Annotated in this window: 31 protein-coding genes; 19 read left to right on the plus strand and 12 right to left on the minus strand. The window is 31.0% G+C overall.

Features of this window, described 5'->3' with window-relative positions; all coding sequences use genetic code 11:
- The 8 genes from B5E79_RS01780 (at position 1) to B5E79_RS01810 (ending at position 4,841) form a co-directional block, all read left to right on the plus strand.
- The gene (locus tag B5E79_RS01780; RefSeq protein WP_087296742.1) at positions 1-684 is read left to right on the plus strand and encodes a tRNA (adenine(22)-N(1))-methyltransferase; all 684 of its coding nucleotides are present in this window, start codon (positions 1-3) and stop codon (positions 682-684) included.
- Complete coding sequence (locus tag B5E79_RS01785) at positions 674-1,417, plus strand: Nif3-like dinuclear metal center hexameric protein (RefSeq protein WP_087296743.1); 744 nt, start codon at positions 674-676, stop codon at positions 1,415-1,417. Before B5E79_RS01780 ends, B5E79_RS01785 begins: the two co-directional genes overlap by 11 nt.
- Before the next feature lie 16 nt (positions 1,418-1,433).
- Positions 1,434-1,877 (plus strand): NUDIX hydrolase, encoded by a 444-nt coding sequence (locus tag B5E79_RS01790; RefSeq protein WP_241147427.1) that lies wholly within the window; start codon positions 1,434-1,436, stop codon positions 1,875-1,877.
- 9 nt (positions 1,878-1,886) lie between these two features.
- Positions 1,887-2,060 carry a hypothetical protein gene (locus B5E79_RS13440; RefSeq protein WP_158095449.1) on the plus strand — a complete coding sequence of 58 codons (174 nt, stop codon included), beginning with the start codon at positions 1,887-1,889 and terminating at the stop codon, positions 2,058-2,060.
- A 57-nt stretch (positions 2,061-2,117) separates the two neighbouring features.
- The gene (locus B5E79_RS01795; protein WP_158095450.1) at positions 2,118-2,459 is read left to right on the plus strand and encodes a DMP19 family protein; all 342 of its coding nucleotides are present in this window, start codon (positions 2,118-2,120) and stop codon (positions 2,457-2,459) included.
- Between the two features lie 112 nt (positions 2,460-2,571).
- A complete protein-coding gene (locus tag B5E79_RS01800) occupies positions 2,572-3,129 on the plus strand; it encodes a histidine phosphatase family protein (protein ID WP_087244581.1) in 558 nt (185 codons plus the stop codon).
- A 37-nt stretch (positions 3,130-3,166) separates the two neighbouring features.
- Positions 3,167-3,436 (plus strand): hypothetical protein, encoded by a 270-nt coding sequence (locus B5E79_RS01805; protein ID WP_087244580.1) that lies wholly within the window; start codon positions 3,167-3,169, stop codon positions 3,434-3,436.
- A 61-nt stretch (positions 3,437-3,497) separates the two neighbouring features.
- The gene (locus tag B5E79_RS01810) at positions 3,498-4,841 is read left to right on the plus strand and encodes an MATE family efflux transporter (protein WP_087244579.1); all 1,344 of its coding nucleotides are present in this window, start codon (positions 3,498-3,500) and stop codon (positions 4,839-4,841) included.
- 52 nt (positions 4,842-4,893) lie between these two features.
- Here B5E79_RS01810 and B5E79_RS01815 read toward each other — a convergent pair whose 3' ends face one another.
- On the minus strand, positions 4,894-5,805 hold the full coding sequence (locus B5E79_RS01815) for a 4-hydroxy-3-methylbut-2-enyl diphosphate reductase (RefSeq protein WP_087296746.1): 912 nt from the start codon (positions 5,803-5,805) through the stop codon (positions 4,894-4,896).
- An 82-nt stretch (positions 5,806-5,887) separates the two neighbouring features.
- Between B5E79_RS01815 and B5E79_RS01820 the strand changes: the two genes are divergently transcribed.
- Both B5E79_RS01820 and B5E79_RS01825 read left to right on the plus strand, forming a co-directional pair.
- Entirely contained in the window at positions 5,888-6,460 is a 573-nt protein-coding gene (locus B5E79_RS01820) for a MerR family transcriptional regulator (protein WP_158095451.1), read from the plus strand.
- 50 nt (positions 6,461-6,510) lie between these two features.
- Complete coding sequence (locus B5E79_RS01825) at positions 6,511-8,079, plus strand: MutS-related protein (protein ID WP_087296748.1); 1,569 nt, start codon at positions 6,511-6,513, stop codon at positions 8,077-8,079.
- Here B5E79_RS01825 and B5E79_RS01830 read toward each other — a convergent pair.
- On the minus strand, positions 8,072-8,407 hold the full coding sequence (locus B5E79_RS01830) for a hypothetical protein (RefSeq protein WP_087296749.1): 336 nt from the start codon (positions 8,405-8,407) through the stop codon (positions 8,072-8,074). The two genes, B5E79_RS01825 and B5E79_RS01830, sit on opposite strands and share 8 nt — an antisense overlap.
- Positions 8,408-8,520: 113 nt before the next feature.
- Positions 8,521-9,144, minus strand: a complete 624-nt coding sequence (locus tag B5E79_RS01835; RefSeq protein ID WP_087296750.1) for a helix-turn-helix domain-containing protein — start codon at positions 9,142-9,144, stop codon at positions 8,521-8,523.
- A gap of 300 nt (positions 9,145-9,444) precedes the next feature.
- Between B5E79_RS01835 and B5E79_RS01840 the strand changes: the two genes are divergently transcribed.
- Positions 9,445-10,815 carry a DEAD/DEAH box helicase gene (locus tag B5E79_RS01840; protein ID WP_087296751.1) on the plus strand — a complete coding sequence of 457 codons (1,371 nt, stop codon included), beginning with the start codon at positions 9,445-9,447 and terminating at the stop codon, positions 10,813-10,815.
- Entirely contained in the window at positions 10,815-11,678 is an 864-nt protein-coding gene (locus tag B5E79_RS01845) for a deoxyribonuclease IV (RefSeq protein ID WP_087244572.1), read from the plus strand. The genes B5E79_RS01840 and B5E79_RS01845 overlap by 1 nt, the downstream gene beginning before the upstream one ends.
- Here B5E79_RS01845 and B5E79_RS01850 read toward each other — a convergent pair.
- A complete protein-coding gene (locus B5E79_RS01850) occupies positions 11,651-11,911 on the minus strand; it encodes a hypothetical protein (protein WP_087244571.1) in 261 nt (86 codons plus the stop codon). The two genes, B5E79_RS01845 and B5E79_RS01850, sit on opposite strands and share 28 nt — an antisense overlap.
- A gap of 124 nt (positions 11,912-12,035) precedes the next feature.
- Between B5E79_RS01850 and tig the strand changes: the two genes are divergently transcribed.
- From tig to B5E79_RS01860, 3 genes are all read left to right on the plus strand, one after another.
- A complete protein-coding gene (gene tig / locus B5E79_RS01855) occupies positions 12,036-12,989 on the plus strand; it encodes a trigger factor (RefSeq protein ID WP_087296752.1) in 954 nt (317 codons plus the stop codon).
- Positions 12,990-13,099: 110 nt separating this feature from the next.
- Positions 13,100-13,270: a hypothetical protein gene (locus B5E79_RS13560; protein ID WP_164483489.1), complete on the plus strand. Its 171-nt coding sequence runs from the start codon at positions 13,100-13,102 to the stop codon at positions 13,268-13,270.
- Positions 13,271-13,364: 94 nt separating this feature from the next.
- Positions 13,365-13,871, plus strand: coding sequence for a hypothetical protein (locus tag B5E79_RS01860; protein WP_087296753.1), 507 nt, complete (start codon positions 13,365-13,367; stop codon positions 13,869-13,871).
- Positions 13,872-13,920: 49 nt separating this feature from the next.
- On the opposite strand, the gene ispG is transcribed toward B5E79_RS01860, so the two are convergent.
- Positions 13,921-14,982, minus strand: coding sequence for a flavodoxin-dependent (E)-4-hydroxy-3-methylbut-2-enyl-diphosphate synthase (gene ispG, locus B5E79_RS01865; RefSeq protein ID WP_087296754.1), 1,062 nt, complete (start codon positions 14,980-14,982; stop codon positions 13,921-13,923).
- Between the two features lie 175 nt (positions 14,983-15,157).
- Between ispG and B5E79_RS01870 the strand changes: the two genes are divergently transcribed.
- The gene (locus tag B5E79_RS01870) at positions 15,158-16,801 is read left to right on the plus strand and encodes a hypothetical protein (RefSeq protein WP_087296755.1); all 1,644 of its coding nucleotides are present in this window, start codon (positions 15,158-15,160) and stop codon (positions 16,799-16,801) included.
- 125 nt (positions 16,802-16,926) lie between these two features.
- Here the strand turns inward: B5E79_RS01870 and B5E79_RS13620 are convergent, their stop codons facing one another.
- The 6 genes from B5E79_RS13620 to rpsT all read right to left on the minus strand — a co-directional run bounded on the left by B5E79_RS13620 (position 16,927) and on the right by rpsT (position 20,699).
- The gene (locus tag B5E79_RS13620) at positions 16,927-17,523 is read right to left on the minus strand and encodes a helix-turn-helix domain-containing protein (protein WP_206393083.1); all 597 of its coding nucleotides are present in this window, start codon (positions 17,521-17,523) and stop codon (positions 16,927-16,929) included.
- Between the two features lie 102 nt (positions 17,524-17,625).
- A complete protein-coding gene (gene pepF, locus B5E79_RS01880; protein WP_087296756.1) occupies positions 17,626-19,413 on the minus strand; it encodes an oligoendopeptidase F in 1,788 nt (595 codons plus the stop codon).
- A 50-nt stretch (positions 19,414-19,463) separates the two neighbouring features.
- On the minus strand, positions 19,464-19,682 hold the full coding sequence (locus tag B5E79_RS01885; RefSeq protein WP_087296757.1) for a helix-turn-helix transcriptional regulator: 219 nt from the start codon (positions 19,680-19,682) through the stop codon (positions 19,464-19,466).
- A gap of 1 nt (position 19,683) precedes the next feature.
- A complete protein-coding gene (locus B5E79_RS01890; protein ID WP_087244564.1) occupies positions 19,684-20,004 on the minus strand; it encodes a DUF6442 family protein in 321 nt (106 codons plus the stop codon).
- A gap of 9 nt (positions 20,005-20,013) precedes the next feature.
- Positions 20,014-20,331: a DUF6442 family protein gene (locus B5E79_RS13985; protein WP_087296758.1), complete on the minus strand. Its 318-nt coding sequence runs from the start codon at positions 20,329-20,331 to the stop codon at positions 20,014-20,016.
- 104 nt (positions 20,332-20,435) lie between these two features.
- Positions 20,436-20,699, minus strand: a complete 264-nt coding sequence (gene rpsT / locus B5E79_RS01900) for a 30S ribosomal protein S20 (RefSeq protein ID WP_087244562.1) — start codon at positions 20,697-20,699, stop codon at positions 20,436-20,438.
- Between the two features lie 122 nt (positions 20,700-20,821).
- On the opposite strand from rpsT, the gene gpr reads away from it, so the two are divergent.
- From gpr to B5E79_RS01915, 3 genes are all read left to right on the plus strand, one after another.
- Positions 20,822-21,790, plus strand: a complete 969-nt coding sequence (gene gpr, locus B5E79_RS01905) for a GPR endopeptidase (protein ID WP_087296759.1) — start codon at positions 20,822-20,824, stop codon at positions 21,788-21,790.
- Positions 21,791-21,878: 88 nt separating this feature from the next.
- Positions 21,879-22,589: a stage II sporulation protein P gene (gene spoIIP / locus B5E79_RS01910; protein WP_087296760.1), complete on the plus strand. Its 711-nt coding sequence runs from the start codon at positions 21,879-21,881 to the stop codon at positions 22,587-22,589.
- Positions 22,586-22,870, plus strand: coding sequence for a hypothetical protein (locus B5E79_RS01915; RefSeq protein ID WP_087296761.1), 285 nt, complete (start codon positions 22,586-22,588; stop codon positions 22,868-22,870). The genes spoIIP and B5E79_RS01915 overlap by 4 nt, the downstream gene beginning before the upstream one ends.
- A 36-nt stretch (positions 22,871-22,906) precedes the next feature.
- Here B5E79_RS01915 and B5E79_RS01920 read toward each other — a convergent pair whose 3' ends face one another.
- Positions 22,907-24,517, minus strand: a complete 1,611-nt coding sequence (locus B5E79_RS01920; RefSeq protein ID WP_087296762.1) for a nucleoside kinase — start codon at positions 24,515-24,517, stop codon at positions 22,907-22,909.
- Positions 24,518-24,828: the final 311 nt, after the last annotated feature.

A 24,828-nucleotide genomic window follows, 5' to 3' on the forward strand; every position in this document is an offset into this window, starting at 1 on the left:
ATGAAACTATCAAAAAGATTACAGGCCATTGCGGACTTGATTATCAAATATAAACATGGAGAAAGTCTTGGAGATATAGGAACTGATCATGCTTACTTACCTTGTTATTTAGTGAATGAAAATGTCATTCAAAAGGCTTATGCCTGTGATATAGCGAAGGGACCTATCCAAGCATCTATAGAAACGATTGGGAGTTATCATTTAGAGAATAAAGTCATACCACTGCTTGGCAGTGGTATTCATCCACTTTTAGATCAACATGTCGATATGATCAGTATTTGTGGCATGGGCGGTAAGTTAATTGTGGATATATTAGATGAATTTCCTGAATATATCCAAGATCAACGATTATTTTTACAGGCTAATGTAGGTTTAGAAGTTTTACGTGAGTATCTTTATTTACATCAGATAGAAATTATTGATGAAGATATTGTGAAAGATGCACATCATATTTATGAAATTATGGTTTGTCAGAAAACATCAAAACAACTTTCTTATCAGGAAGAAGATATTTATTTTGGACCTTATTTAAGACAAAAGAAAAATACTTTATTTTATCAAAAATGGCAAAGACAATTACATATTTATCAAAATATATTGACTTCTTTAGAGGAAAACCATCCTCGTTATCAGGAAGTTTTACATATGATTGAAATGATAGAAGGTGAGCTCAATGAAGGCTAAAGAGATTATTGCAGTTATGGAAAAACATTATCCTTTAGAATTACAGGAAGAATGGGATAAATGTGGATTACAGATTGGTCAGGTTGAAACAGAAGTTTCTAAGATAATGATTGCGTTAAATGCTGATTTACAGACTATTGATGAAGCCATTAGGAATCAATGTCAGATGTTAATTACACATCATCCATTTTTATTAGATCCCATTGTGAATATTGATCAGGATGATTTTATGGGCGCATTTATTTTTAAAGCTATTGAACATCATATTGTTGTTTATAGCTCACATACGGCTTTAGATAATGTGGCAATGAATGAATGGCTCATGGAAGCATTAGGTGTTCATGATATCGAACGTGGTGAAGATGGAATCACACGTATAGCCACTTTGAATCAGCCTATGACAATGGATGATTTTCTTGACCATGTACAGACAACTTATCATTTAAAGCATTTTCAATATGCTGGACATGCTGATATGGTTCGTAAGGTTGCGATATGTGGGGGAAGTGGAGCAGATTTTATGTCACAGTTCTATGGAAAAGCAGATGCCTATTTAACTGGAGATACCAAATATCGTCATGCGAAAAATGCAGTTGACCATCATATGTTATTGATTGATATCCATCATCATGCAGAAAACATTATGGTGAGAAAATTAAAAGAATTATTAGAAAAGGAAGTGAATGTAGAGATAATAGAAGGAAGTTCTCCTGATTATTATCACTACCGATAATATGATTTTGACAACCATGTGTTATATTCAAAAGGATCATCAGACACTTATGCTCCATCGCATAAAAAAAGAAAATGACATCAATGGTGGAAAATGGATTGGTGTTGGTGGTAAATTTGAAGAGGGTGAAAGTGCTGAAGAATGCATGAGACGAGAAATCTATGAAGAAACAGGTTTAACTGCGCTAAAGCTTCAGCTTCATGGATTTGTTGTGTTTCCACAATTGTATCATGGACAAGATGAGGGCATGTTTGTTTATACATGTTCTGAATTTAGTGGTGAACTTCATGAGTGTGATGAAGGTGATCTTCAATGGGTTGATAATGAGAAAATTCCTCATTTACCAATGTGGGAAGGAGATTATCATTTCTTTGAATGGATTCAAGATGATCGTTTTCATAGTGCTAAAATTTATTATCAAAATGATCATGTTATAGAATATCAGGAAAGCTGTTATTAAGGTTTAAAGATGAAGAAAATAATGATTGGTTTGATTGCTGCTTTCTTTTTTATAGGTATTTATTTTTATGTAACTGGTCAAAGAGCATCAGTACTGGAAAAGGAACTTGCAACAGATATTTTTCATGAAATTCAAATTTCACAAAAGCCCTTAGAAGATATTCTTCATCAGGATATGACGTAAGAGTCAGTTGATGAAGTTTGGCTACGCATATCTGAACTTTGTGATTATGGTTATGATTTGGATCAGTTAAATGAATATCAAAGGAATTTTTGGCTGGTGTTTCATTTTCTTGGAGAAACAGGAAATGGTGGTATTGAACAATTTTTTTATAATGGTTATGAATTTGTTGAACCTACACTTCATACTTTACAAATTTTAAATTTGAATGATAGTTATCAATATTTAAAGAATGCACAAGAGATTTATCCTCATGAGATTGTAGAAATGTATAGTGATCCAAAAATGTCTGAGCAGTTAAATAAAATAGATGAGTACTACTACAATGATGTAGAAGAAGAATGTTATCATTTTCTTATTCAATATCTTCAAGAATATAAAGATGAATTTATAGAAAAATGAATTGATGAAATAACAATTTGAATTTTAACACTCTTAGGAGTGTTTTTCTTTATAGTGTCGTTTGTCTTGAGTGTGGTCAAGGTTTCATCTATAATATTTATGGAGGTGGAACATGAAAGATTTATATTTAATGAGGCATGGTGAAACATTATTTAATCAAAGAAGAAAGATACAGGGATGGTGTGATTCTCCATTAACTGAAAAAGGAATAGAACAAGCTCAAAAAGCAGGAGAATTATTAAAAGATATTCATTTTGATCATTGTTATAGCTCTACGTCTGAAAGATGTTGTGATACACTTGAACTTGTGACTCATCAACCTTATCAAAGATTAAAGGGAATTAAAGAAAGATATTTTGGTGTGTTTGAAGGTGAAAGTGAAGATTTAAATCCTCCTGTTGATAAATATGATGATTTCTTTCCTATTTATGGGGGAGAAACAAGATTACAGGTTATGGAAAGAATGGTAACAACGCTAAAGGATATTATGGAACAGGATGCATGTCAGACTGTTTTGGCTGTATCACATGCTGGAGCTTGTCGTTGTTTTTTATCACATTTAGGGCAACCTGAACAATTATTGAATGGTCAAAAATTAGGGAATTGTAGTATTTTACATTTTCATTATGATCAAGGTCAATTTACATTTGTTGAAATGCTGAACATTTAAGAAATGAAGCACTCTTAGAAGTGCTTTTTATTGTGAAATGATTTTTGGTAATGATTCAAAAGCGATTCCATTATATCAATCATTAAGTATTGATTTTCAAAAAAATATACAGTCTTATTTAGTGGGATTACGCACTTTATCTATTTATGAAAGATGGATTGAACATCATGAAAAAGAAGCTTTAATGATTGATCAAAAATTAGATACATATCAATCATCTTATCCATATCGTGTTGAAATAGAAATGCAAAAAGATCTTATTCAAAACATTAATTCTTTAAGAACCATAGATTTTGTAGATTTATAGTATTGTAAAAATAAAAAACAGGAGTACAATAATTGTTTGTATAGGGAAAGGGGAGAAAAGGATGGATCAAAGTCGAAAATCCACAGATTTGATTTATGGAAGTATAGCAAAATCTATTTTTTGGTTTTCAATCCCACTATTGATTGGAAATCTATTCCAGCAACTATATAATACTGTAGATGCATATGTCGTAGGGAATTATGTTTCTAAACAGGCATTGGCTGCTGTTGGGGCGTCTTCACCTATCACAAATATGCTTATTGGTTTTTTTATGGGATTGGCAACAGGTGCAGGAGTTGTGATTGCTCAATACTACGGAGCCAATGATTCTAAAAGATTAAAACAGGCTATTCATAGTTCAGCAGCTTTAACGATTGTTATGGCTATTTTCTTAACGATTGTTGGTGTTTTATTCACTAATCCACTTCTACATATGATAGGTATACCTGCAGATGTGTTTCCTGAATCATCAACATATTTAACAATTTATTTTGGTGGAATCACTTTTGCATTAATTTATAATATGGGGGCAGGTGTTTTACGTGCTGTTGGAGATTCAAAAAGGCCACTCTATTTTCTAGTAGCAGCCTGTTTAACAAATATTGTGTTAGATTTATTGTTAGTGAGAGGTTTCCATATGGGTGTGGCAGGAGCAGCTATTGCAACTGATGTTTCTCAGGCATTAAGTGCTTTACTGGTTTGTATTGTCTTGATGAAAAGTGATGAAGTCTATGCTTTAAAAATAAGAAAAATTCGTTTTCATCTTCCTATTTTAAAGCGTATTATTATGATTGGATTGCCTACGGCTTTACAACAAAGTATTGTGTCTTTATCTAATGTCGTGGTGCAATCTTATGTCAATGTTTTTGGCTCAGATGTTGTGGCAGGTTATTCAGCAACGATTCGTATTGATGGTTTTGTGAATTTGCCTTTACAAAGTTTTAATATGGCGATTACAACATTTGTTGGACAAAATATTGGAGCTAAGCGATATGATCGTGTCAAACGTGGTTCAAAGATAGCTTTATGGATGACTTTTGCGGTTGTGGGAGCTATGACTGTCTTTTTATTCTTCTTTGGAAGAGATGTTATTCGTATCTTTAATAGCGATCAGGCAGTAGTAGAAGCAGGATGGAAAATGTTATTTGCCTTTTTAACATGTTATATGTTATTACCAATTGTGCAGATTTATAATGGTGTTTTAAGAGGAGCTGGAAAATCATCTATCCCAATGTATATTATGGTATTTAATTTTGTTATTTTAAGACAGATTTATTTAGCTATTGTAACCTCAATGACATCTGATGTTTTCTTTGTTTTCTTTGGCTGGCCAGTGACATGGATCAGTGCTGCTATTATGTTTATTATTTATTATCATAAAGTGAAATGGCTACCTGATGATTAAGTTTTCCTTTCTGGAAAACTTTTTTAATAAAAAAATGCATGAAAACATGCATTTAGTCTAATATTTTTGTTAAGTCTATCGGTTGTTTAAAGAAGGTCTGAGGATCATTTTCATTAAATTGATGTAAGAATTCTATAACTTGATTTGTTAAATAGGTTGGTGTAGATGCACCTGAAGAGACTGCAGCTTTCTTTTTCCCTTTTAACCAGTTAATATTTAAATCATCAAGACTCTCAATCATATGAACTTCTTTCTTTTCACTAGCAATGCTTGCTAGTTTTTGAGTATTGTTAGAATGAGGATCACCCACAATGAAAACAATATCAATATCTTCTTCCATGTTTTTAATAGCTTCTTGTCTGATTTTCGTTGCTGTACAAGTTTCTTTTTCGATTGTGACATGAGGAAGTATCGTTTTGGCATACTCACATAAATCATAGACATCATATAAAGACATGGTTGTCTGATTCGTCATCACATAATGCTTATTTGGATCCATCATTTGAATATCATTTTTACTGGTAATCAAATGAACTCGTTTTTCATCAATAGAAATAGCACCTTCAGCTTCAGGATGTCCTTTTTTTCCAATATATAAAATATCATATCCTTCATTCAATTTCTCCTTGATTAAATCATGTGTCTTAATCACATCTAAACATGAAGCATCAATGACATTGAGGCCTTTATTTTTCGCTTTTTCAAATACCTGCTCACTAGCACCATGAGCAGTGACAATGACAGTTCCATGTTGAATCTGATCTAATAATTCTAGACGTGTTTGACCAGGAATATCAATTGTCTGAATACCTCTTTCTTTTAATGCATCAACAATATATTGATTATGAACAATCATTCCTAAGATATAAATAGGTTGTTGTTCATTTTGTGCGTTTTTAGCTATTTCAATAGCACGGACGACACCTTTACAGTATCCTCTTGGGGTAATAGCTTTCACTTGCATACCTTTTCACCTCCACTTCATTGTATCATAATTTCTTGTGATGATGAAGAAATCTTTATATAATGAAAACAGGTGATTAATGATGCATATTCAAGAAGTTTCTCAACAATTAAATTTATCTAAGAAAGCGATTATGATTTATGAACAAAAAGGGCTCATTCATCCTCAAAAAGATGTTCATGGTTATCGTGTTTATCAACAGAAAGATATTGAAAGATTAATGCAAATTAAATGTTTAAGACAACTTGATTTCTCTATTTCTCAAATTAAAGATATACTGATCAATAATCAATATGATATTTTTGATCTGAAAAAAGAAGAATATGAAAAACAGATTTTTGATATTGAAACATCATTACAATATATTGATGATGTGAAAAAGAGTTTGACGCAAAAACAGACATTAGATAATTTAAGCCATCAGCTAGAACAAACCAAACAATTGAAAAAAATCAATTCTTCTACACAAACCATCCTACCCTTTGAAAAAATCATAATTTGTTTATCTATTTTTATTTATGCTTTATTTTTATTTGATAATGACTCATTTTTATCTATATTGGCTTCTTTAGCCATGTTGCTTATTTTAGTGATTCACTTTTCTTCTACATTTAGACTGTTTTTATATGAAATTTATCAAAAAATAAAAAAATAGTTGCTTTACCCCAAGGGTAGTGCTGTAAAGTCAAGGTGAGGTGAGATACCATGATGATATTTTGGGTAGCTATTTTACTGATATTGATAGTGATTATGGTTTTGAAAGGCTTATGGAATGTTTTTATGCATAAACGATTAGTTCAACTGTTTCCATATCAGCTTGAAAAGGATGAAATAGAATGGAATGAGGAATATGCTGAAACTTTAAAAGAAAAAGCAATATCTAAACAGGAAATTGATGATTTTCAGTTATTAAAAGTTTTACAGAAATGTGACTTTACCTATACGAATATAGGTAGAGAATATATGTATGGTCGTATGTTATCAAAACAATGTGATCATCGTTTGTTAGAAATGATGGTTCAGCGTTATCAGAATCCTCAAATCTTATCTGATACACTTTATCAACTTTATCAGTTAAGTAAAGAATATGACGCATGTTTAGGCTTGTTTCAGCATTCTCAAGTCTTTTCGTTATGGGAAAGACGACTTATCATGTGCTTAGGTTTTTGTCCGATTGTATTTATCATCATGTGGTTTTTCTTAGGTGAGCAGATTTTTTTACCACTTTGTATATATGCAGCTTTGATGATTCTTTTGAATACTTATTATAGTCAACGTACAAAGACTATTGTGACGGAAACAATGAGTTATTGTTTTATGATTGAAGCTTTATCACATTTGGTTAAACATCGTGTTTTTCCTGAAGAAGATATTCAAAAATTAAAGCCAATGCTTAAAAAAGCAAAGACATATACAGTATTGGCACGTGTCATTTATAAGATTTCTAAAATAGATGTTTTCTATTTCACACAGACAATCCAAAGCTTCTTTATGTTATCACTACATCAATATCTCATATTATTAAAGCATCAAGAAGACATGGAAAGCTATATGCTTACTTTCTATGAATATTTAGGAACTGCAGATGTTGCTTTAAGTGTGCGATTAGTACGTGAACGTTATGTCACGTGTTTGCCTGAATTAACACAAGACAAACAGCTTTCATTTGTCGAAGCTTACCATCCTTTAATTTCTAATCCTGTGAAAAATAGTTTTTCAACAACACGTTCTTGTATGATTACAGGATCCAATGCATCAGGTAAGTCTACATTCTTAAAAATGATTGGTATCAATATGCTGATGGCGAAAACTTTGCATACATGTTTTGCAGATGAATGGAAGTGTTATCATTATACGATTCATAGTGCCATTCATATGAAAGATGATTTAACATCAGGAGATAGCTATTATGTAAAAGAAATTAAAACTTTAAAAGCCATGATAGATGATGTGAAAGAAAAGGATTGTATGATCTTTATTGATGAAATTTTAAGAGGAACAAATGAAAAAGAACGTGTGATGATTTCTCAGGCTATTTTGACTTATTTATTTCAAAGTTCATCATTGATTTTGGTGACAACACATGATTTATCTTTGGTTGAAAAGTTTCCTTGGATTGATCAGTATTGTTTCCGTGATGCGATTGTGAATAATCAATTATCCTGTGATTATAAAATACATCAGGGACGTTGTACAGTAGGAAATGCGATTGCATTATTAGAAATTTATGGATATGATGCAGACATTATCAATGCTATAAGAAAGCCTAACTAGGCTTTCTTACTGGTAACATATTTTCAAAAGTCTGTGGTTCCACTTGAACATTTTTATCAATATCCTCATCTATGTCATCTAAATCAAAACTCTTCACAGCTTTAACAACACGGAAAGCTGTTTTGGCGTTATGCAAAACAGGACGTAATTGATTGATAATAGGAATGAGCTGATTAGCCGTATAAAGTGTTTTTTGAGCTGTCTGAATCGTTGATGAAAGATTCATCTGATGAAGTGAATATCTCATAGATTGTAATAATGATGGTTTTTGATACATCATTGGTGGATAATAGGGATAAAAATCATAGGGTGGATATTGTGGATACATGATTAACACCTCCTATGTTAAGATATGTTAAAAGAAAAAAGATGATACTTGTGTTTTGGATAAAGAAAAATAACGACTTTGAAGAGAAATCATCAAAATCGTCATGAGATATTTTATGCTCTTTGTTTATAAATGAGAAGATTAACAATACTGCCAAGCATGATATAAATCATCCAAAAAAGAATAAATCCAACATAGGAAGCATTAAGAAGAGGATATGGAGCAGTTCCTAAGCCACTTGTCATGATGTTATATGCCATAGATAAAGGAATGAATGTTAATATCCATATATTTATGGACCAAAATAATTGTTTGGCTTTTGTCTGAGAAGATTGATCTGATATGACCATACCAATACCATAAATCATACATCCAAAGATAATCAAAATGAGTCCAGTGAGTGTTGCGATTGCAGTTTGTTTTTCATTCCATATCATTGCGGCAACAATCAATCCAAGGGCATTCATTGTTGTTGCGACGATTGTAAAAATGACACCATTAGGTTTTTCGTGCGTTGATATAGACTCACAAGGAGTGGGCTCAATACCTTTGAGTAAATAGTCTGTTGTTACTTCAAAAAAGTCACTCAATAAAATAATCTTTTCAATGTCTGGTAAAGTTTGTTCGCTTTCCCATTTAGAAACGGATTGTCGTGAAACACCAATTTGATTGGCAAGTTCTTCTTGTGATATCCCTTTTACTTTTCTTAAATGTTGTATTCTATCAGCAATGTTCATATATAGTCTCCTTTCTTAGGCACTCATATTATAACAAAGAATGAAAAAGCAATACTACCAACTGATGTGGTCATTTTGACAACTTTTACGTTCTTTTTGTCACTTTGTTTGCTTTTGCTTAATAAAAGGCTTTTTATTATTGTATCTAGGATTATTTGTAATATCAAGATATATGTCAAATATGTCTTTCCATCTTTTTTACTTTGACAAATAATCAAAGAAAATATAAGATTTTATCAAAGTTTTTTGCTTTTTTAAAAGTTTTAGTGTATAATCATATGGCTAAAAGGAGGCGATTATATGAAATTATTTGAACAATATCAATTTCAACCTTTTGTAAAAGAAACATTACAAAAGTTGAATTTTCAATCACCAACAGAAATTCAAAAATCAGTCATTCCACTTGTTTATAAACATCGAGATGTGATTGGAATATCACAGACAGGAACAGGGAAAACACATGCTTTTTTAATTCCAATTATGGATATGATAGAGACATCAGCAGATTGTGTGCAGGCAGTCATTACTGCTCCAACAAGAGAATTGGCTCAACAAATTTATGATCAGGCCAAAGTTTTTACAAATTATAATAAGAATTTAAGGGTTTCATTAATCATTGGTGGTAAAGATAAACAAAAAACAATTTCAAAGTTGAATGTTCAACCTCATTTGGTTATTGGAACACCTGGACGAATTAAAGATTTATCTTTAGAGGAACAGGCTCTTAAAATTACAACTGCGGATATATTTGTCATTGATGAAGCAGATATGACATTAGAGTATGGTTATTTAGAGGATATTGATGCAGTACTGGGAAAGATGAAAGAGAATCTTCAGATGCTTGTCTTTTCCGCAACAATTCCACAAATGTTAAGACCATTCTTAAAGAAATATATGGACTCACCAAAGATTATAGAAATTGATGAGCATCTGTCAACATCACGTAATATTTCACATTATCTGGTTCCAACGAAACATCGTCAGCGTTATGAAGTTTTAAAAAATATTATGCAGGTCATTGATCCCTACATTTGTATTATTTTCTGTAATAAACGTGAAGAAGTTGAACAGTTAAGTCATCAGTTGCGTGAAGATGGTTATAAGGTTGGAGAAATACATGGAAATCTGGAACCAAGAGAAAGACGACAGATGATGCGTCGTATCAAAAATATGGAATATCAATATATTGTCGCAACTGATATTGCTGCAAGAGGGATTGATATTGATGGTGTCAGTCATATTATTAATATGGAATTTCCAACTGAGCTAGATTTCTATATTCATCGTAGTGGTCGTTGTGGACGTGGAAAATATACGGGTGAATGTTATAATATGTATGATACGTATAATCAACAAATGGTTGAAGCCTTGGAGAAAAAAGGTATTCATTTTGAAGTCAAGGAATTAAAAGGACAGCAGTTTAAACAAAGTCAAGAACGAGAAAAACGTAAGACACGTGTTAAACATCAAACTGAATTAGAAAAGAAAATCTCAGCTATTGTCAGAAAACCAGCCAAAGTGAAACCTGGATATAAGAAAAAACGTAAAAGACAAATTGAAGCTATGGTTCAAAAAGAAAGACGTGCGATGATTAAACAGGACATTAGAAGACAAAAGAAAGAACGCGCAAAACAGGCACAAAGAGAAAAACGTGAAAGAGAGGCACAGTAATGTTGAAGATTGGTAGTCATGTTTCCATGAGTGGAAAAGAAATGATGCTAGGATCAGTGAAAGAAGCTTTATCCTATGATGCAACGACATTTATGTTTTATACAGGTGCTCCACAAAATACTGCCAGAAAACCAGTGAGTCAGTTACGTGTTGAAGAAGCCAAAGCATTGATGGCAGAACATCATATTGATATTCAGGATGTTGTTGTTCATGCGCCATACATTATCAATTTGGCAAATACGATTAAGCCTGAAACATTTGAGTTAGCTGTACGCTTTTTAAAAGAAGAAATTGAAAGATGTGAAGCTATTGGTATCAAACGTTTGGTTTTACATCCTGGTTCTCATGTCAAAGCAGGGGATGAGGCTGGCTTGGATCAGATTGTAAAAGGATTGAATGAAGTCTTACATGAAGACCAAAAAGTACATATTGCTTTAGAAACAATGGCAGGTAAGGGAAGTGAAGTTGGAAAAACTTTTGATCAGCTTCAGTATATTATTGAACATACAAAGTTATCTTCTTTACTGGGTGTTTGTTTGGATACTTGTCATTTACATGATGCAGGTTATGATTTAACTCATTTTGATGACTTGTTGAAAGAGTTTGATCAAAAGATAGGTTTAGATCGTTTATTGGTTGTTCATGTGAATGATTCTAAAAATGAACGAGGAGCTCATAAAGATCGTCATGAAAATATTGGATATGGATATATTGGCTTTGATACACTCAATACTATTGTTCATCATCCTCAATTAAAAGATGTTCCAAAGATTCTTGAAACACCTTATATTGACGGAAAAGCTCCTTATCGTGAAGAAATTAATATGTTTGTTCATCAAACATTTAATAATGGTTTAAAATAATGATTTAATAATACAAGTATTTTTTGACAAGTGAATTCACTTGTCAATTTTTTTATATAGTTTTCTAGAACAAAATGATATTGTTCATGTTGTAAGGCATATTGATTGTTTTTAATCATGTTTAATAATCTTTGTTGTGTAGATTGATCAAGTTCGATATCAAATTCTTTTAAAAGAACTTGAAAATCATCTAGTTGAAGTGATGATATATATTCATTGTTTTGATTTGTCATAATTTCCTCCTTAACTATATCCTATGTAGAAGTTAAGAAAATAGACCACATTTTTGATAAGACTTGCGTCAAATATCAATTGTATGATAGAATATGAGCGTTTTAAATAGAAAGGATTAGAAAGATGAGTAAAGTTAATCAATTAGGAAATTACAAAGGAATTGAAGTCAAAGTGACTTCACGTCAAGTATTAGACGAAGATGTTGAAAAAGAAATCCAACATTTATTATCACAAAAGAGTCAATTGGTTGAAAAAGAAGGAACTGTTGAAAACGGGGATGTCACAACAATTGATTTTAAAGGATTAAAAGATGGAGTGGCTTTTGATGGTGGAACTGCTGAAGGATATCAATTAGAAATTGGTTCTGGATCATTTATACCAGGATTTGAAGAACAGATGATTGGTATGAAAAAAGGAGAAACAAGAGATTTAAATCTAACTTTCCCAGAAAATTATGGGGTTGCTGATTTAGCAGGTGCAGATGTTATTTTCCAGGTTACAGTTCATCACATTGCATCAAAAGTACAAGCTCAACTTGATGAAGAATTCGTTCAATCTTTCCAAATGCCAGATGTTGAGACAGTGGAAGATTTCAAAAAGAAAGTCAGAGAAAGTTTAGAAAATCAAAATGAACAGGCATTACGTGCTGAAAAAGAAAATAGAGTTTTAGGTGTTTTGATTGAAAACAGTGATGTAGAAGTAGATGAAGCTGATATTCAAAAAGCTTTAGATCAACATGTTCAATATGTCAGCAATGAATTAGCTGGACAAGGTATGGCTTTAGAACAATATCTTCAAATGATGGGAATGGATATGGATGCATTACATGCACAATTAATGCCAGCTGCTAAACAACAAGCTATTTTTGAAGCTATTATTGATGAAATTATTCGTGTTGAAAATTTAATGACAAGTGATGAAGATGTTGACCGTCAGGTTGATTTGATGTCACAACAATATCAAATGGATAAAAAAGATATTTTAGAAAAGATTGATTTAGAAGGTTTAAGACGTGATTTAAATCGTATTCAAGCAAGTCAATTGATTTTAAACAGTGCTAAATTTATTATGGAGTAAAGATTGTCTCAGGGCAATCTTTGTTTTTATTTATTTTATAAATCTGCTAATAAACATATTATAATATAATGGATATAGATGTTGGTGAGAGTTGAAAGAGAGATGAGACTATGAAAAATCAGAATATTTTTATAAGTTTAGGAATTGTCATTTATATTGTGATGTCTGGGATAGATAAATTTGTTTATAGGCTTCCAAATATGGTTTATATTCCCATTGCTATATTAGGTATTATTTTGATTTTAATTGGTTTTTTAAAAATAAAAAAAGACAATCATTGACAAATGTGAGTAAGAAGATGTTATTTAAAGATAATAAAATATGAGGATTGTCCAAGATCGTTTAATGAAATGATAAAAATGGAGAGGATAAAGTGTGTCGGTATTAAGAAATTTTGAATATTATAAAGAAGAAATAGAATTAGCACTAATTCAAAATGCTGGTGTAGAAATTGAGCTTTATTCCATTGTAGCAAGTATGATAAGAGAATCACCAAATACATCTCCATTATCTATACGAGATGTATCTGCAAGGAGAAAAAGTGATATTTCAATGAAGTTTTATGGGCAAGCAGGTTTCCCGGATTTTGTTGTATTGGCAAGAGAAAAGGACAGTAATGCGAAGCTATATGGATGTATTGAAGTAAAAATGCCAACAGTTTCACTTGATGGAAATGATGAACAGTTAAATGGACATATTCAATCGTTTAAAAAGGTTCTTTATACAAATGGAATCAGATGGATATTTTTTGAGAATGATATAAAAAATGTTCTTTTTGATATTGAACTTGGAGATATAAATAAGAGTCAAATTCTTTGGAAATCACAGAAATATTGGGATGATTTATTACGATGTATGGATCAAATCAAATGGGATTTATAAAAGATAGTAGAAATAAAAAACGCCAATATAAAAAAGCAATGATTTTTTGTCATTGCTTTTCTATCATTTTGAGTATTTCATCTTTTAAGACTTGGACCATGTCTTCTTGTTTGACTTTTTTTATAACTTCACCTTTTTTAATCAATAAACCTTCTTTAACACCACCGGCAATACCAATATCAGCATGTTTTGCTTCACCAGGGCCATTGACTGCACATCCCATGATGGCGACTGTGATATCAGCATGGATAGTATTCAAGAAATCTTCAATCTCATTTGCGACTGGAATCAAATCATATTGAATACGACCACAAGTTGGACATGATACCAAAGTTGGAACATGATCAATCAGTTCTAATTCCTTTAATAATGTTTTAGCAACTTTGATTTCTTCTACAGGATCAGCACTTAAAGAGACACGAATCGTATTACCAATACCCTGATATAACAATGTACCAATACCTAAACTTGATTTGATCGTTCCACCAAGCTTTGTGCCAGCTTCTGTGACACCAATATGTAAAGGACAATCAAAAGTTTGACTGGCAAGAGTATAAGCTTCGATGGTTAATAAAGTATTGGATGATTTTAAAGAAATGGCATAGTCATGAAAATCTAATGACTCTAAAATATCAACATGTTTTTTGGCACTTTCAATCATCCCTTGTGCAGTTGGTTTTCCATATTTTTTTAAAATATCTTTTTCTAAAGAACCACCATTGACACCAATACGAATAGGAATATGATGTTGTTTGCAGGCTTCTACAACAGCTTTAACCTTATCCATAGAACCAATATTACCAGGATTGATACGAATTTTATCAATACCATTTTCAATTGCCAGTAAAGCCAAACGATAGTCGAAATGAATATCAGCAATTAGAGGAATATGAATCTGTTTTTTGATATCAGCAATTGCTGATGCATCCTCTTTATCAAAAATCGCCACTCTTACCATTTCACAACCTGCTTTTTCCAACTCATGAATCTGTTTAACAGTTGCTTCTACATCTTTTGTTTTGGTATTGCACATAGATTGAATAATGACATGATTATTGCCACCCATTGTTAAATGTCCAATTTGAAATGATCTTGTTTCTGTTCTTAACATAATCTAACCTCGTTTCTGTTTTTATTATACACGAAGTTATTCAAAAAATAAATCTATTCCCTATTTTCTATTGAGAGTGATTTTATCATATATTATAGTTATCGAAAATCAATAAACAATATTTTCCTTTTTTCGACCGTTATGCTATACTAACCAAAGGAGGGATAGGAAATTTATGATCAAGTATGAAGATATACTTTTTTTTCGTGATCAGCATATTGTTGATGAATTGTATCAAAAACTGAAAACAGACAATGATAACGAAGAATTAGAAAAAGCATATCAACAGATATCAACAAATAATCAGACACAGTTACATACATTTTTATATCAGTATCGTCAGATTATGACTAAAATCTATAGTGTATGGAATGTAATCAGTTGGCTATTATTTGCAATCTTATTTATTGTATCAGGATCAATGATCTGTGCAACAGGGGTTGCTTATCTGTTTTTCTCAATTGATTTTTTTAAAGGGATTTATCAGTTGATCAGTGAAATAGGAGTAAGTTTGTTGGAGGGGCTCTTTCGTGTTCCAACAGAAACTATCACTTATTTTCAACAAGTTTCACCGATATTTTTATGTATAGTAGGATTAACATTTCTTTTTATTGTGTTATTTACGACTTTATATATAATCAGTTTATTTAAAAAAGATCATCAAAAACAAACATCAATACAAATGAGTCTTGATGATTGTTATCACAGTTTACAGTGTTGTCAAGATGATTCTTGGGATTATATTCGTCAATCTTTTGAAAAAAGAATACATACTAGACGAAACCATCATTTTTTTGAACGCTATTATTATGCCTATATCAAAATTGCTCAAAATCATGAACTTGTAGAAGGGACTGTTCAAGATTTAACAACAAAAGAACAAATCATTTTATACATTCGTACTTTTACAAATAGTATTAAAAATATTTTTGGTGCATTTTCAATGCCTATCTATATATCAACAGCTCTTTTGATTTCTTATTATAGAAGTTTTCAGGGCGTGAGTATACTGAGATTGAAAGATATTTTAGAGTATATACCTTTGGGAGATTGGATTTATAGTCTTTTAGATTTTTGTTATGGAATTGTCAGTCATTTTCCATTATTTTATTATTTTGAAATCTTAGATTTAGAATTCGTAAAAGTCATTTCTTTTTGTATTTGTTTAACGATTGTATGGGGTCTTTATACAATTATAAAGACACGTATCAGTGAAATCAAAAGACAATATTTACGTCGTCAACAATTCTATTTGAAAAAACATCAAGGGTTATATGCATCAAATGAGAAGTTCCCTAAAGTTTATCAATATAGTGTGCAATGGACTGTTTTTGTTGTATTTGTATGTATAGCTATAGGATTATGGCAGGCTTTCTTGGCATCTTTTCCATATGATGGAGAAGCAGTTTTTACGATGATGAAACAAAGACAAGTTGTCTTAGATCAAATGCAGCCTTATGTTGAAGAAAAAAATCATATATTAGGGAATTGGGAACAACGTCTTTCACCTGAATATATAGCAGTTGATTCTTTAACGGATATGGAAAAAACAGGAACTTATAATAACCCTTATTTAAGAATTTATACATATTATGCACAAGAGGATGCTACAAAAGCTTTTGAAGATCAAAAAGACAGTTATGATCATTATAAGAAGAAAGAAGATCAATTACAATTAGCCTATTCATCAAAGGGATTTATGATTGTAGATCATGGAATTGTAATGAAAATGTCAAACTCTTCTTCATTGTTACAACAGACATTATCACAAGAAGATATCACAACAATGATTAAACAAATAGGATATACAATTGAATAGAAATAAACATATCATCATATATGTCGATGGTTTTTTATTGATGATTATATTGATTTTAGGGATTTTTTATTCTTTGAATATACCTCTATTTCAAGAAGAAAAAGCAGAAACACTGCTTTAATTATTCATAGAAATAGTATAAAAAGAGCATATAATTCAACGAGAAAGCCTAAAAAACGTCCAATTTGAGTGCTCTTAAGATAACCAAATTTTTGATAGGTTTCAGGTGTACAAAAGGGAAATAGAATGAGTGTCATACCTAGATATAACATACCACATCCTGTCGTTATGTTTTTTTGAAATGGTAAAAGAGATAAAGCACTTGTTAATAAAAGGAGAATAGATAAGATAATACCAAGATAAAACCATTTCAGTTGTTTTTGGATTTTGTTTAAAGCTTCAGTATGTGCCAATTGACATGTTTGTGAGCAATAGGCTTGAGTTTTTGTCTGGTCTAAAAAATATCGAGCTTCTTTTCCACAATAAGAACATTTGACATGCTGATTGATGATTGGTATGTGTGAATCTTTTGTATCTGTAAGTTCAGGTAAACTGATTTGGAACAATTCAGCAAGTTCAATAAGATTTTTCATTGAGGGTTCACTTTGGTTTGTTTCCCATTTTGAAACAGCTTGTCTACTAACACCTAATCTTTCAGCAACATATTCTTGAGATAATTTCATTTGCTGTCTCTTCTTTTTTATATTTTGACCTAATGACATTTGATAAACCACCTTTCATTGTATAATCATTATATCAAATGATATTCAAAAGACCACCAACTCTTTGTCAACTATCAGTTGCTTTATAAAAAAAGCACTTTATTACAAAGTGCTTGACATATCTAGGATAATTTTTTCAAATTCATTTAAAATTGTTTCAAAATAATGGAAAGCATCATCGTATAATTGATCTTCTAAAGGATTGACTAAAGCATCTTTTAAAAGGTCAACAGGATCTTTGCTGCCACCTGATTTTAAGAAGTTGAGATAAGCTTCTTTTTGTTTTTCATCACCATTTAATAAACGTGAGACAATGGCTAAAGCAACAGTCATTCCTAAAGTATATTTATAAACATAATAGTTATAATAGAAATGAGGAATATAATAACAAGAATAACCTACATATTCATCCATTGTTATTTCTGGTCCATAATATTCAGCGTTTTTAGTATAATACAAATCTGTAATCATTTGTGATGACATTGGTTTTCCTTCTTTAGCCCATGTGTGTAAAATATGCTCAAAGTCAGCATACATAGGTTGTCTGAAAATAAGACCAACACAATTTTCTAGGAGTTCATATAAGAAATAGGCTTTTTCTTTTTCACTTGAAGCATGATCTAACATGTAGTTAATGAGCAATGTTTCATTGACTGTTGAAGCAACTTCAGCGACAAAAATACGATAATCACAATTCACTGGTGACTGGTGATGACAAGATAAATAACTATGGGCACTGTGTCCTAATTCATGAATCATCGTTGAAAGTGAATTATAATCACCAATAAAATTCATAAGAATATATGGATTTGTATCATAGCAGCCACTTGAATAGGCACCAATACGTTTACCAGCATGTGGATAATAATCAATCCATCTTTCTTCTCTGGCTTTTTTGATGATGTTGACATAATCTTCACCAAAGATTTGAACAACATCTAAAATAATATCAAAACATTCATCAATTGTATATTTCTTTGTCTGGTATTGAACCAAAGGAATATTCAAATCATAATTATACATCGTATCAAGATTTAAAATCTTCTTTTTTAAAGCGTTATAACGATGAAATAATGGACGATATTGTACATTTGCTTTTTCTAAAATTTTAAAGAATAAAGATGTTGGTACATTATCATCAAAAAGACTGGCTTCCAATGGTCCTTCAAAGTTTTTCACATCAGCATAAAATGCATCTTTTTTCATAACACCAGATAATGTTGCAGCATAAACATTTTCAAATTTCTTATATTCTTTAAAGAAGTTATGATACGCTTCTTTTCTGACTTTAGGATCTTTGTTTTTAAGAAATTCTGTTAGGGTTGCACTGTTTAATACTTTTTCTTTTCCATCTACATGAACAGGGTCATAATCTAATCTTAAAGCATCAAACACTTGAGAAGAAATATCAGAAATAGAAGATGTTTTAGAAACAATAGTTTCTAATTCCTGTGATAAGACATGCTTTTTTTGTCTTAAAACTTCCTGTAAACTATAACGATAATCTTCTAATTTTTCATCTTCAAGATATTGAGCAACTTTATCACTGTTTTCAATCATCATAACAGTATAGAAATCTAAAGATGAAGTCACTTGATCATAGAATGAAAGAATGGCGGCATACATTGTTTGATATTCCTGGTTATTAGGTTCAACATCACAATGTAAATGCGCAAAACAATGTAATTTTTGAATATAACGAGATAACATTGTTTCATCTTGATGAAACTTTAAGAATTGATCATCATTTTCTAAAAAAGAATCTTTTTGTTGAAGCAAAGATGATAATAAATCTTTTGCTTTTTCTAAATCTGTATAAAATTCCTGTTTATTTGCATAGATACGAGATAAATCCCATGTATCCTCAATTGCAATACTTTTACGTTCCATATGTTCCTCCTTTTTGCATATACACATGATAATCCTATGACTAACGAAAGTCAAATTGATATATCAAAATAAAAGATTTCTTCAAATGTCTTATCTAATGCAATACATAAAATTAATGCCAGTTTAGCAGTAGGATTAAATTGTCCATTTTCAATAGATGAGATTGTCTGTCTTGATATACCAACCATATTGGCCAATTCCATTTGTGAGAGTCCTTTTTCATTTCTTGCTTTTCTTAAATGATTTTTAAGTACTAATTTTTCATTCATATTAAACGCCAACCATGATAGATATATATTGATAACCATTGATAAGACAAAGAACAATCAAACCAAGCCCACATATGAAATAGAATTTATTTTTATCATACCAACCACGCATACTCAATGACAATCCAGCTATAGGCATAATCAAGATATAAATGGTATAAAAGACTGTTGGAACTTCCTGAAATTCAAAAGAAAAGAACATCAATGTGAGAGCAACAGTTACAAGAAAAGACATACCTTTCAATAACGCTTTTCTTTGGCATTGAACTTGTCTTTCATCTTTTTCATGACGATATAAATCAAGAATTTTATTTTTATCCATATGTTTCACCTACCAAATCAATAACCACAGATAACTTATAGAAAACATCAAGAAAACAAGGAAGAAAAGGCCTATATATAAGTATTTCGATATACGTAAATAATAGAAATAAGCAAGAAAGTATGCTGCAAGAAACGTCAATAACAGGGTTGTTGAGGTATAAAAGATTTCCTGTTGGAATGGGGTTATAAAAGAGAATAACATCATTGCAAAACACAAAATGATAAAAACAGTCATTAATATAGGAAGTGTTTTTTGATCAAGAAAAAAGTCATATTCTTTATTCATTGTTTTTTGATTCTTTTTTAAAATATCTTCTTTATTCATTATATCACCTCATGTCAAGTTTTCTTTACACTTTTATTATAGGATGATAAAAAATGTATGTCAAGAAAACTTGACATACAAGATAAATAAAAAACTCTATCTCATTAAGCGATAGAGTTCACTAATTTTGCTAATTTAGATTTTTGTCTGCTAGCATAGTTTTTATGATGAATTCCTTTGCTGACAGAAGCATCTAATTTAGATGCAGCTACATTGTATGCAGCAATTGCAGCTTCTTTATTTCCAGCTTCAACTTCAGCTTTTACGTTTTTAATTGCTGTTTTTAAAGCACTTTTATAAGAATTGTTGATTAAACGTTTTTTGTTGTCATTTTTATAACGTTTGATTTGTTGTTTCATGTTTGCCATTATCTTTCACCTCACTTTGACTTTTGCCATGTTATTCTATCAAAAATAGATGATAAATGCAATGTTTTATTGATAATTGATTATATTTTTTTAATTTTGGTAATGCTTATAATGGTGAGAATATGAATAAATATTATACACGTAGCGATTTAGCCATAGAATCATTGGCTTATGCAACACGAGAGAAAGATTATAAACATCATCAAAAACAAGATGGAGATATTTCTATTGAAACATTTGAAATATTACAGACCAGTCCTCTTTATCCTCATGATATAGGCAAATATATTGAAATCAGTTTTCCTGATTATCAGGATTTTGAAAAAATTTCACAACATTTTCAAAAGCAGTTATCTCTCCTTATTAAAGAGAAGGTCAAGAAAATAGATCCGCTTATCTTATGGATAGGATTGGGAAATCCCACTCTCACAAGTGATGCGATTGGACCGAGAACATTGAATCAGATTCGTGCCACGCATCATTATTCTATCGAAGAAAGACATCGTCATCAGTATTATGATACGATGTGTATTGCCCCAGGGGTAATGGCACATACGGGTATGGAAACTGCCGATTTGTTGTTGGCATTGGTACAGGAATTTCAGCCTGATCTGGTTATCGCTATTGATGCATTGTGTGCACAAAGTTATGAAAAGATTTGTCGTGTGATTCAAATGAATAATGTGGGTATATATCCAGGAAGTGGAATTGGCAATCATCGTAAAAATATAAGTGAAGCAACAATGGGTGTTCCTGTTTTGGCTATTGGTGTACCAACAGTCATTCATGTTTCTAGTTTAGTGAGTGATGTTTATAATCTGTTAGAGGGTTATTTTAAAGAATCTTTAGATCCTTCAACAGCCTTAAAGGTAGGAAAACGTAAGCGTTATGAAGGACGATTGAATGAAGTACAAAGACGTTTGATATTAGGAGAAATTGGACAGTTAAGTGAACAAAAGCGTATCCAATTATTAAATGAAGTTTTAAATCCTATTGAAAATCAATTTGTTATGAGTGATAAACAGATTGATTTTGATATTGAAATGTTATCTAAATTATTATCAACAAGTATTAATAGTATGACTTATTAAGAAATTCTTTTATGAATTTCTTTTTTATGTACTAAAAATAACTTTTTTTGCATATAGTTCATTGTATAGTTAGAGGAGGGAAGGTTTCATGAATAAAAATATAAAAATTATTTTCAAAATAGTTGTGGTGATTGTGATTTTATTCAATCTTCCTTTTCAAAGCATTTATAGTGAAAGTGTTGAAAATGTTGTGTCTTCACTAACAACAACCAATGTGAAAAAGCAGCTTAATGGAAAATCAATTTATATTTATAATACGCATCAAGGTGAGAAATATGCAACAAAGTCAGTGAAAGAAGGGAGTCGTTATTTAATGCAATTGTTAGAAAACAGAGGTTATGAAGTCGATTATGAAACAACGGATTTTGAATTGTATAAAACCAAAAATCATATTGATTATGCCAAATCATATAGTGTTTCACAAAAGTATTTAACACAGGCAGTTGAAAAACATGGAAAGTATGATTTAGTGATTGATTTTCATAGGGATTCTATTAAAAAGAACTTATCAACAATTACTGTGGATCATAAAAATTATGCAAAATTAATGTTTGTTGTGGGAAAGGGAAGTTCTCATTACAGTGCAGTCAATAAACGTTGTGAAAAACTGGCTGATATGTTGAATGAAAAGATTCCTAAAATATGTCGAGGTGTTTATCTTAAACAAAGTCATTATAATCAAGGTGTTACTGATAATATGGTGTTAATAGAAGTTGGAGCAAATGAAAACACATATGAAGAAGTTCAAAATTCTTTGAATATTTTAGCAATGGTTTTAGATGAATATTTAAGTGCATGAAACAGTTTTGGATTGATTTGTGCTGTGTATTGCTTCTTATATGTGTGATGAGCTTATTCTTTGGTGATCATCAGGTATCTAAAACTTTGTTTGAAAGACAGATTGATCAGTTTGAAGAAGATGTATCTTCAAGAAAAGAAATCCAGTCAGTCATTACTTTACAGGATACATCGGATAATCGTGTAGGGACAATGATGGAAACATTGAGTCAATGGTGTGTCAATATTATTGAATTTATCGCAAAAATATTTTCAGATTTTATTAGTCTGTTTATTTCATGAAAAAATGTCGGTATGTTAAACATATCGACATCCTTTTTATTGAAAGATAGAATTACCTACAAATTCAGCGAGAATTGAAGTTTGTGGTATACTCACTTTGGCTTCTACAAAGTAATCTAGCAGTTTACAAAGACGATTAGCTTCAATGTATTCTTTAGATTCTGGGGATACTTGTAATAATAACTTTTGAGCAATTGGTTTTAAGACAGCGAGCTCATATACCATAGATGTATTAAAAATAGCATCGGCTTCTTCCTGATAAGGATAAATATATTTGTCTTCTCCATTTTTTACATTTTTCCAACGACGGATTGTTTCTGTAGCATCAGCATTTCTAAACTGATAGTCACGGACAATACGACGAATCAGGCGATAATCCGATGTTGGAATACGATTATGATTATCATAATTTAAATGAGTTAAAGCATTGATATATATTCTCATTTTCGCATTTTCAGGTATATAGTAAGAAGTACGTGGATTTAATCCATGAATACCTTCAATGATAAGAATTTGACGATCAGATAATACAGTAGGATGTTTATCATATTCTCTTAAACCTGTTTGAAAATGATAACGAGGTAAATAAACAGGTTTATGATGAATCAGATGAAGCATGGTTTCATTGAAACATTTTAAGTCTACAGATTCGATGTTTTCAAAATCATAACTGCCATCAGGAAGCTTAGGAGTTTGTGTACGATTCAAATAAAAATCATCCATGGAAATTGAGATAGGGCTCATCCCTAATATTTTTAAATGAATACCTAAACGCTTAGAAAAAGTTGTCTTGCCTGCAGAACTAGGACCTGCAATTAAAATCATTTTGAGATGCTCTTTTTCTTTGGCTATATATGTTGCTAATTCTGCTAATTTCTTTTCAATCATCGCTTCTGACATTAACATTAGTTCATTGATTTGACCTTTGACAATTTTTTCATTCATCTTTGCGACAGTAGGCACATCTATTAACTCTCCCCATTCTTCATATTCTTTCATGATTTGGAAAAGTTTATAGTGTTGAAAAGTGGCATCATAACGTCCTAAACGTAATCCTGGCGCAAAGAACTGTAGAGAAATCTGTTTGAGATATGAAGCATCAGGGAGCATAAAACCATAAAAATAATCATAAATGCCTTCCATTTCATAAATACTGCATGTGTCTTTTGAACGATATTGTAATAAATGAGCTTTATCTTCAAGATGATTTTGTTTAAAAAAGTCAATAGCCTGATTTTGTGGCATGACATGACGTGTTATTTTGGATTGTTTTTGAATCAAATCTAACATTCTTTGTTTGATTTGATCAACATCCTGTGGTGTCAGACTTTCCTTTTTTTGAATAGAGCAGTATAGTCCATCCTGAAACGTAAATTCAACATGAATCACAGCATCTTTAAATAATTGTTTTGTCGCCACAATAAAAACAAATGTGAGTGTTCTTTCATAGATTTGTTTACCAATGATGCTTTGTTCATCGACCCATTCAATAGCCGCATCATTTTCAATAATATGATTGAGTTCGTATAATTTCCCATTCACTATACCAGCATAAATCTGCTGGTCTGGAAAATACTTTTTCGCAATTGTTTCTAAACTTGCAGGCTGATTGATTTCAATTGTGTGTTGATGAATAGTCAGTAACATATTAACACTTCCTCTATCAAATATCTTACCATGTTTTCACAATGATTGATATGTATAATATCATAAAAATATATGGAATTGATGCAAGGAATACAAGAAAAGCATTAATGATAAAACATGCTTTGTAAGCATAATAAATATTTATTATAGGTATTAGACATTATAAATAAGGACATTATATAATAAGTATGAATGAAATAGGCGAAGTCTAGAAGACCTCGCCCCTTCCCGAACCGTACGGGCACCTTTCAATGCATACGGCTCTCCATTTCTAAATGAGTTTTCGTTTTGTCATTTGATTGTATTCTAAA

The organism is Massilimicrobiota sp. An134 (assembly GCF_002160815.1).
Taxonomy (GTDB): Bacteria; Bacillota_I; Bacilli_A; order Erysipelotrichales; family Coprobacillaceae; genus Allocoprobacillus; species Allocoprobacillus merdigallinarum.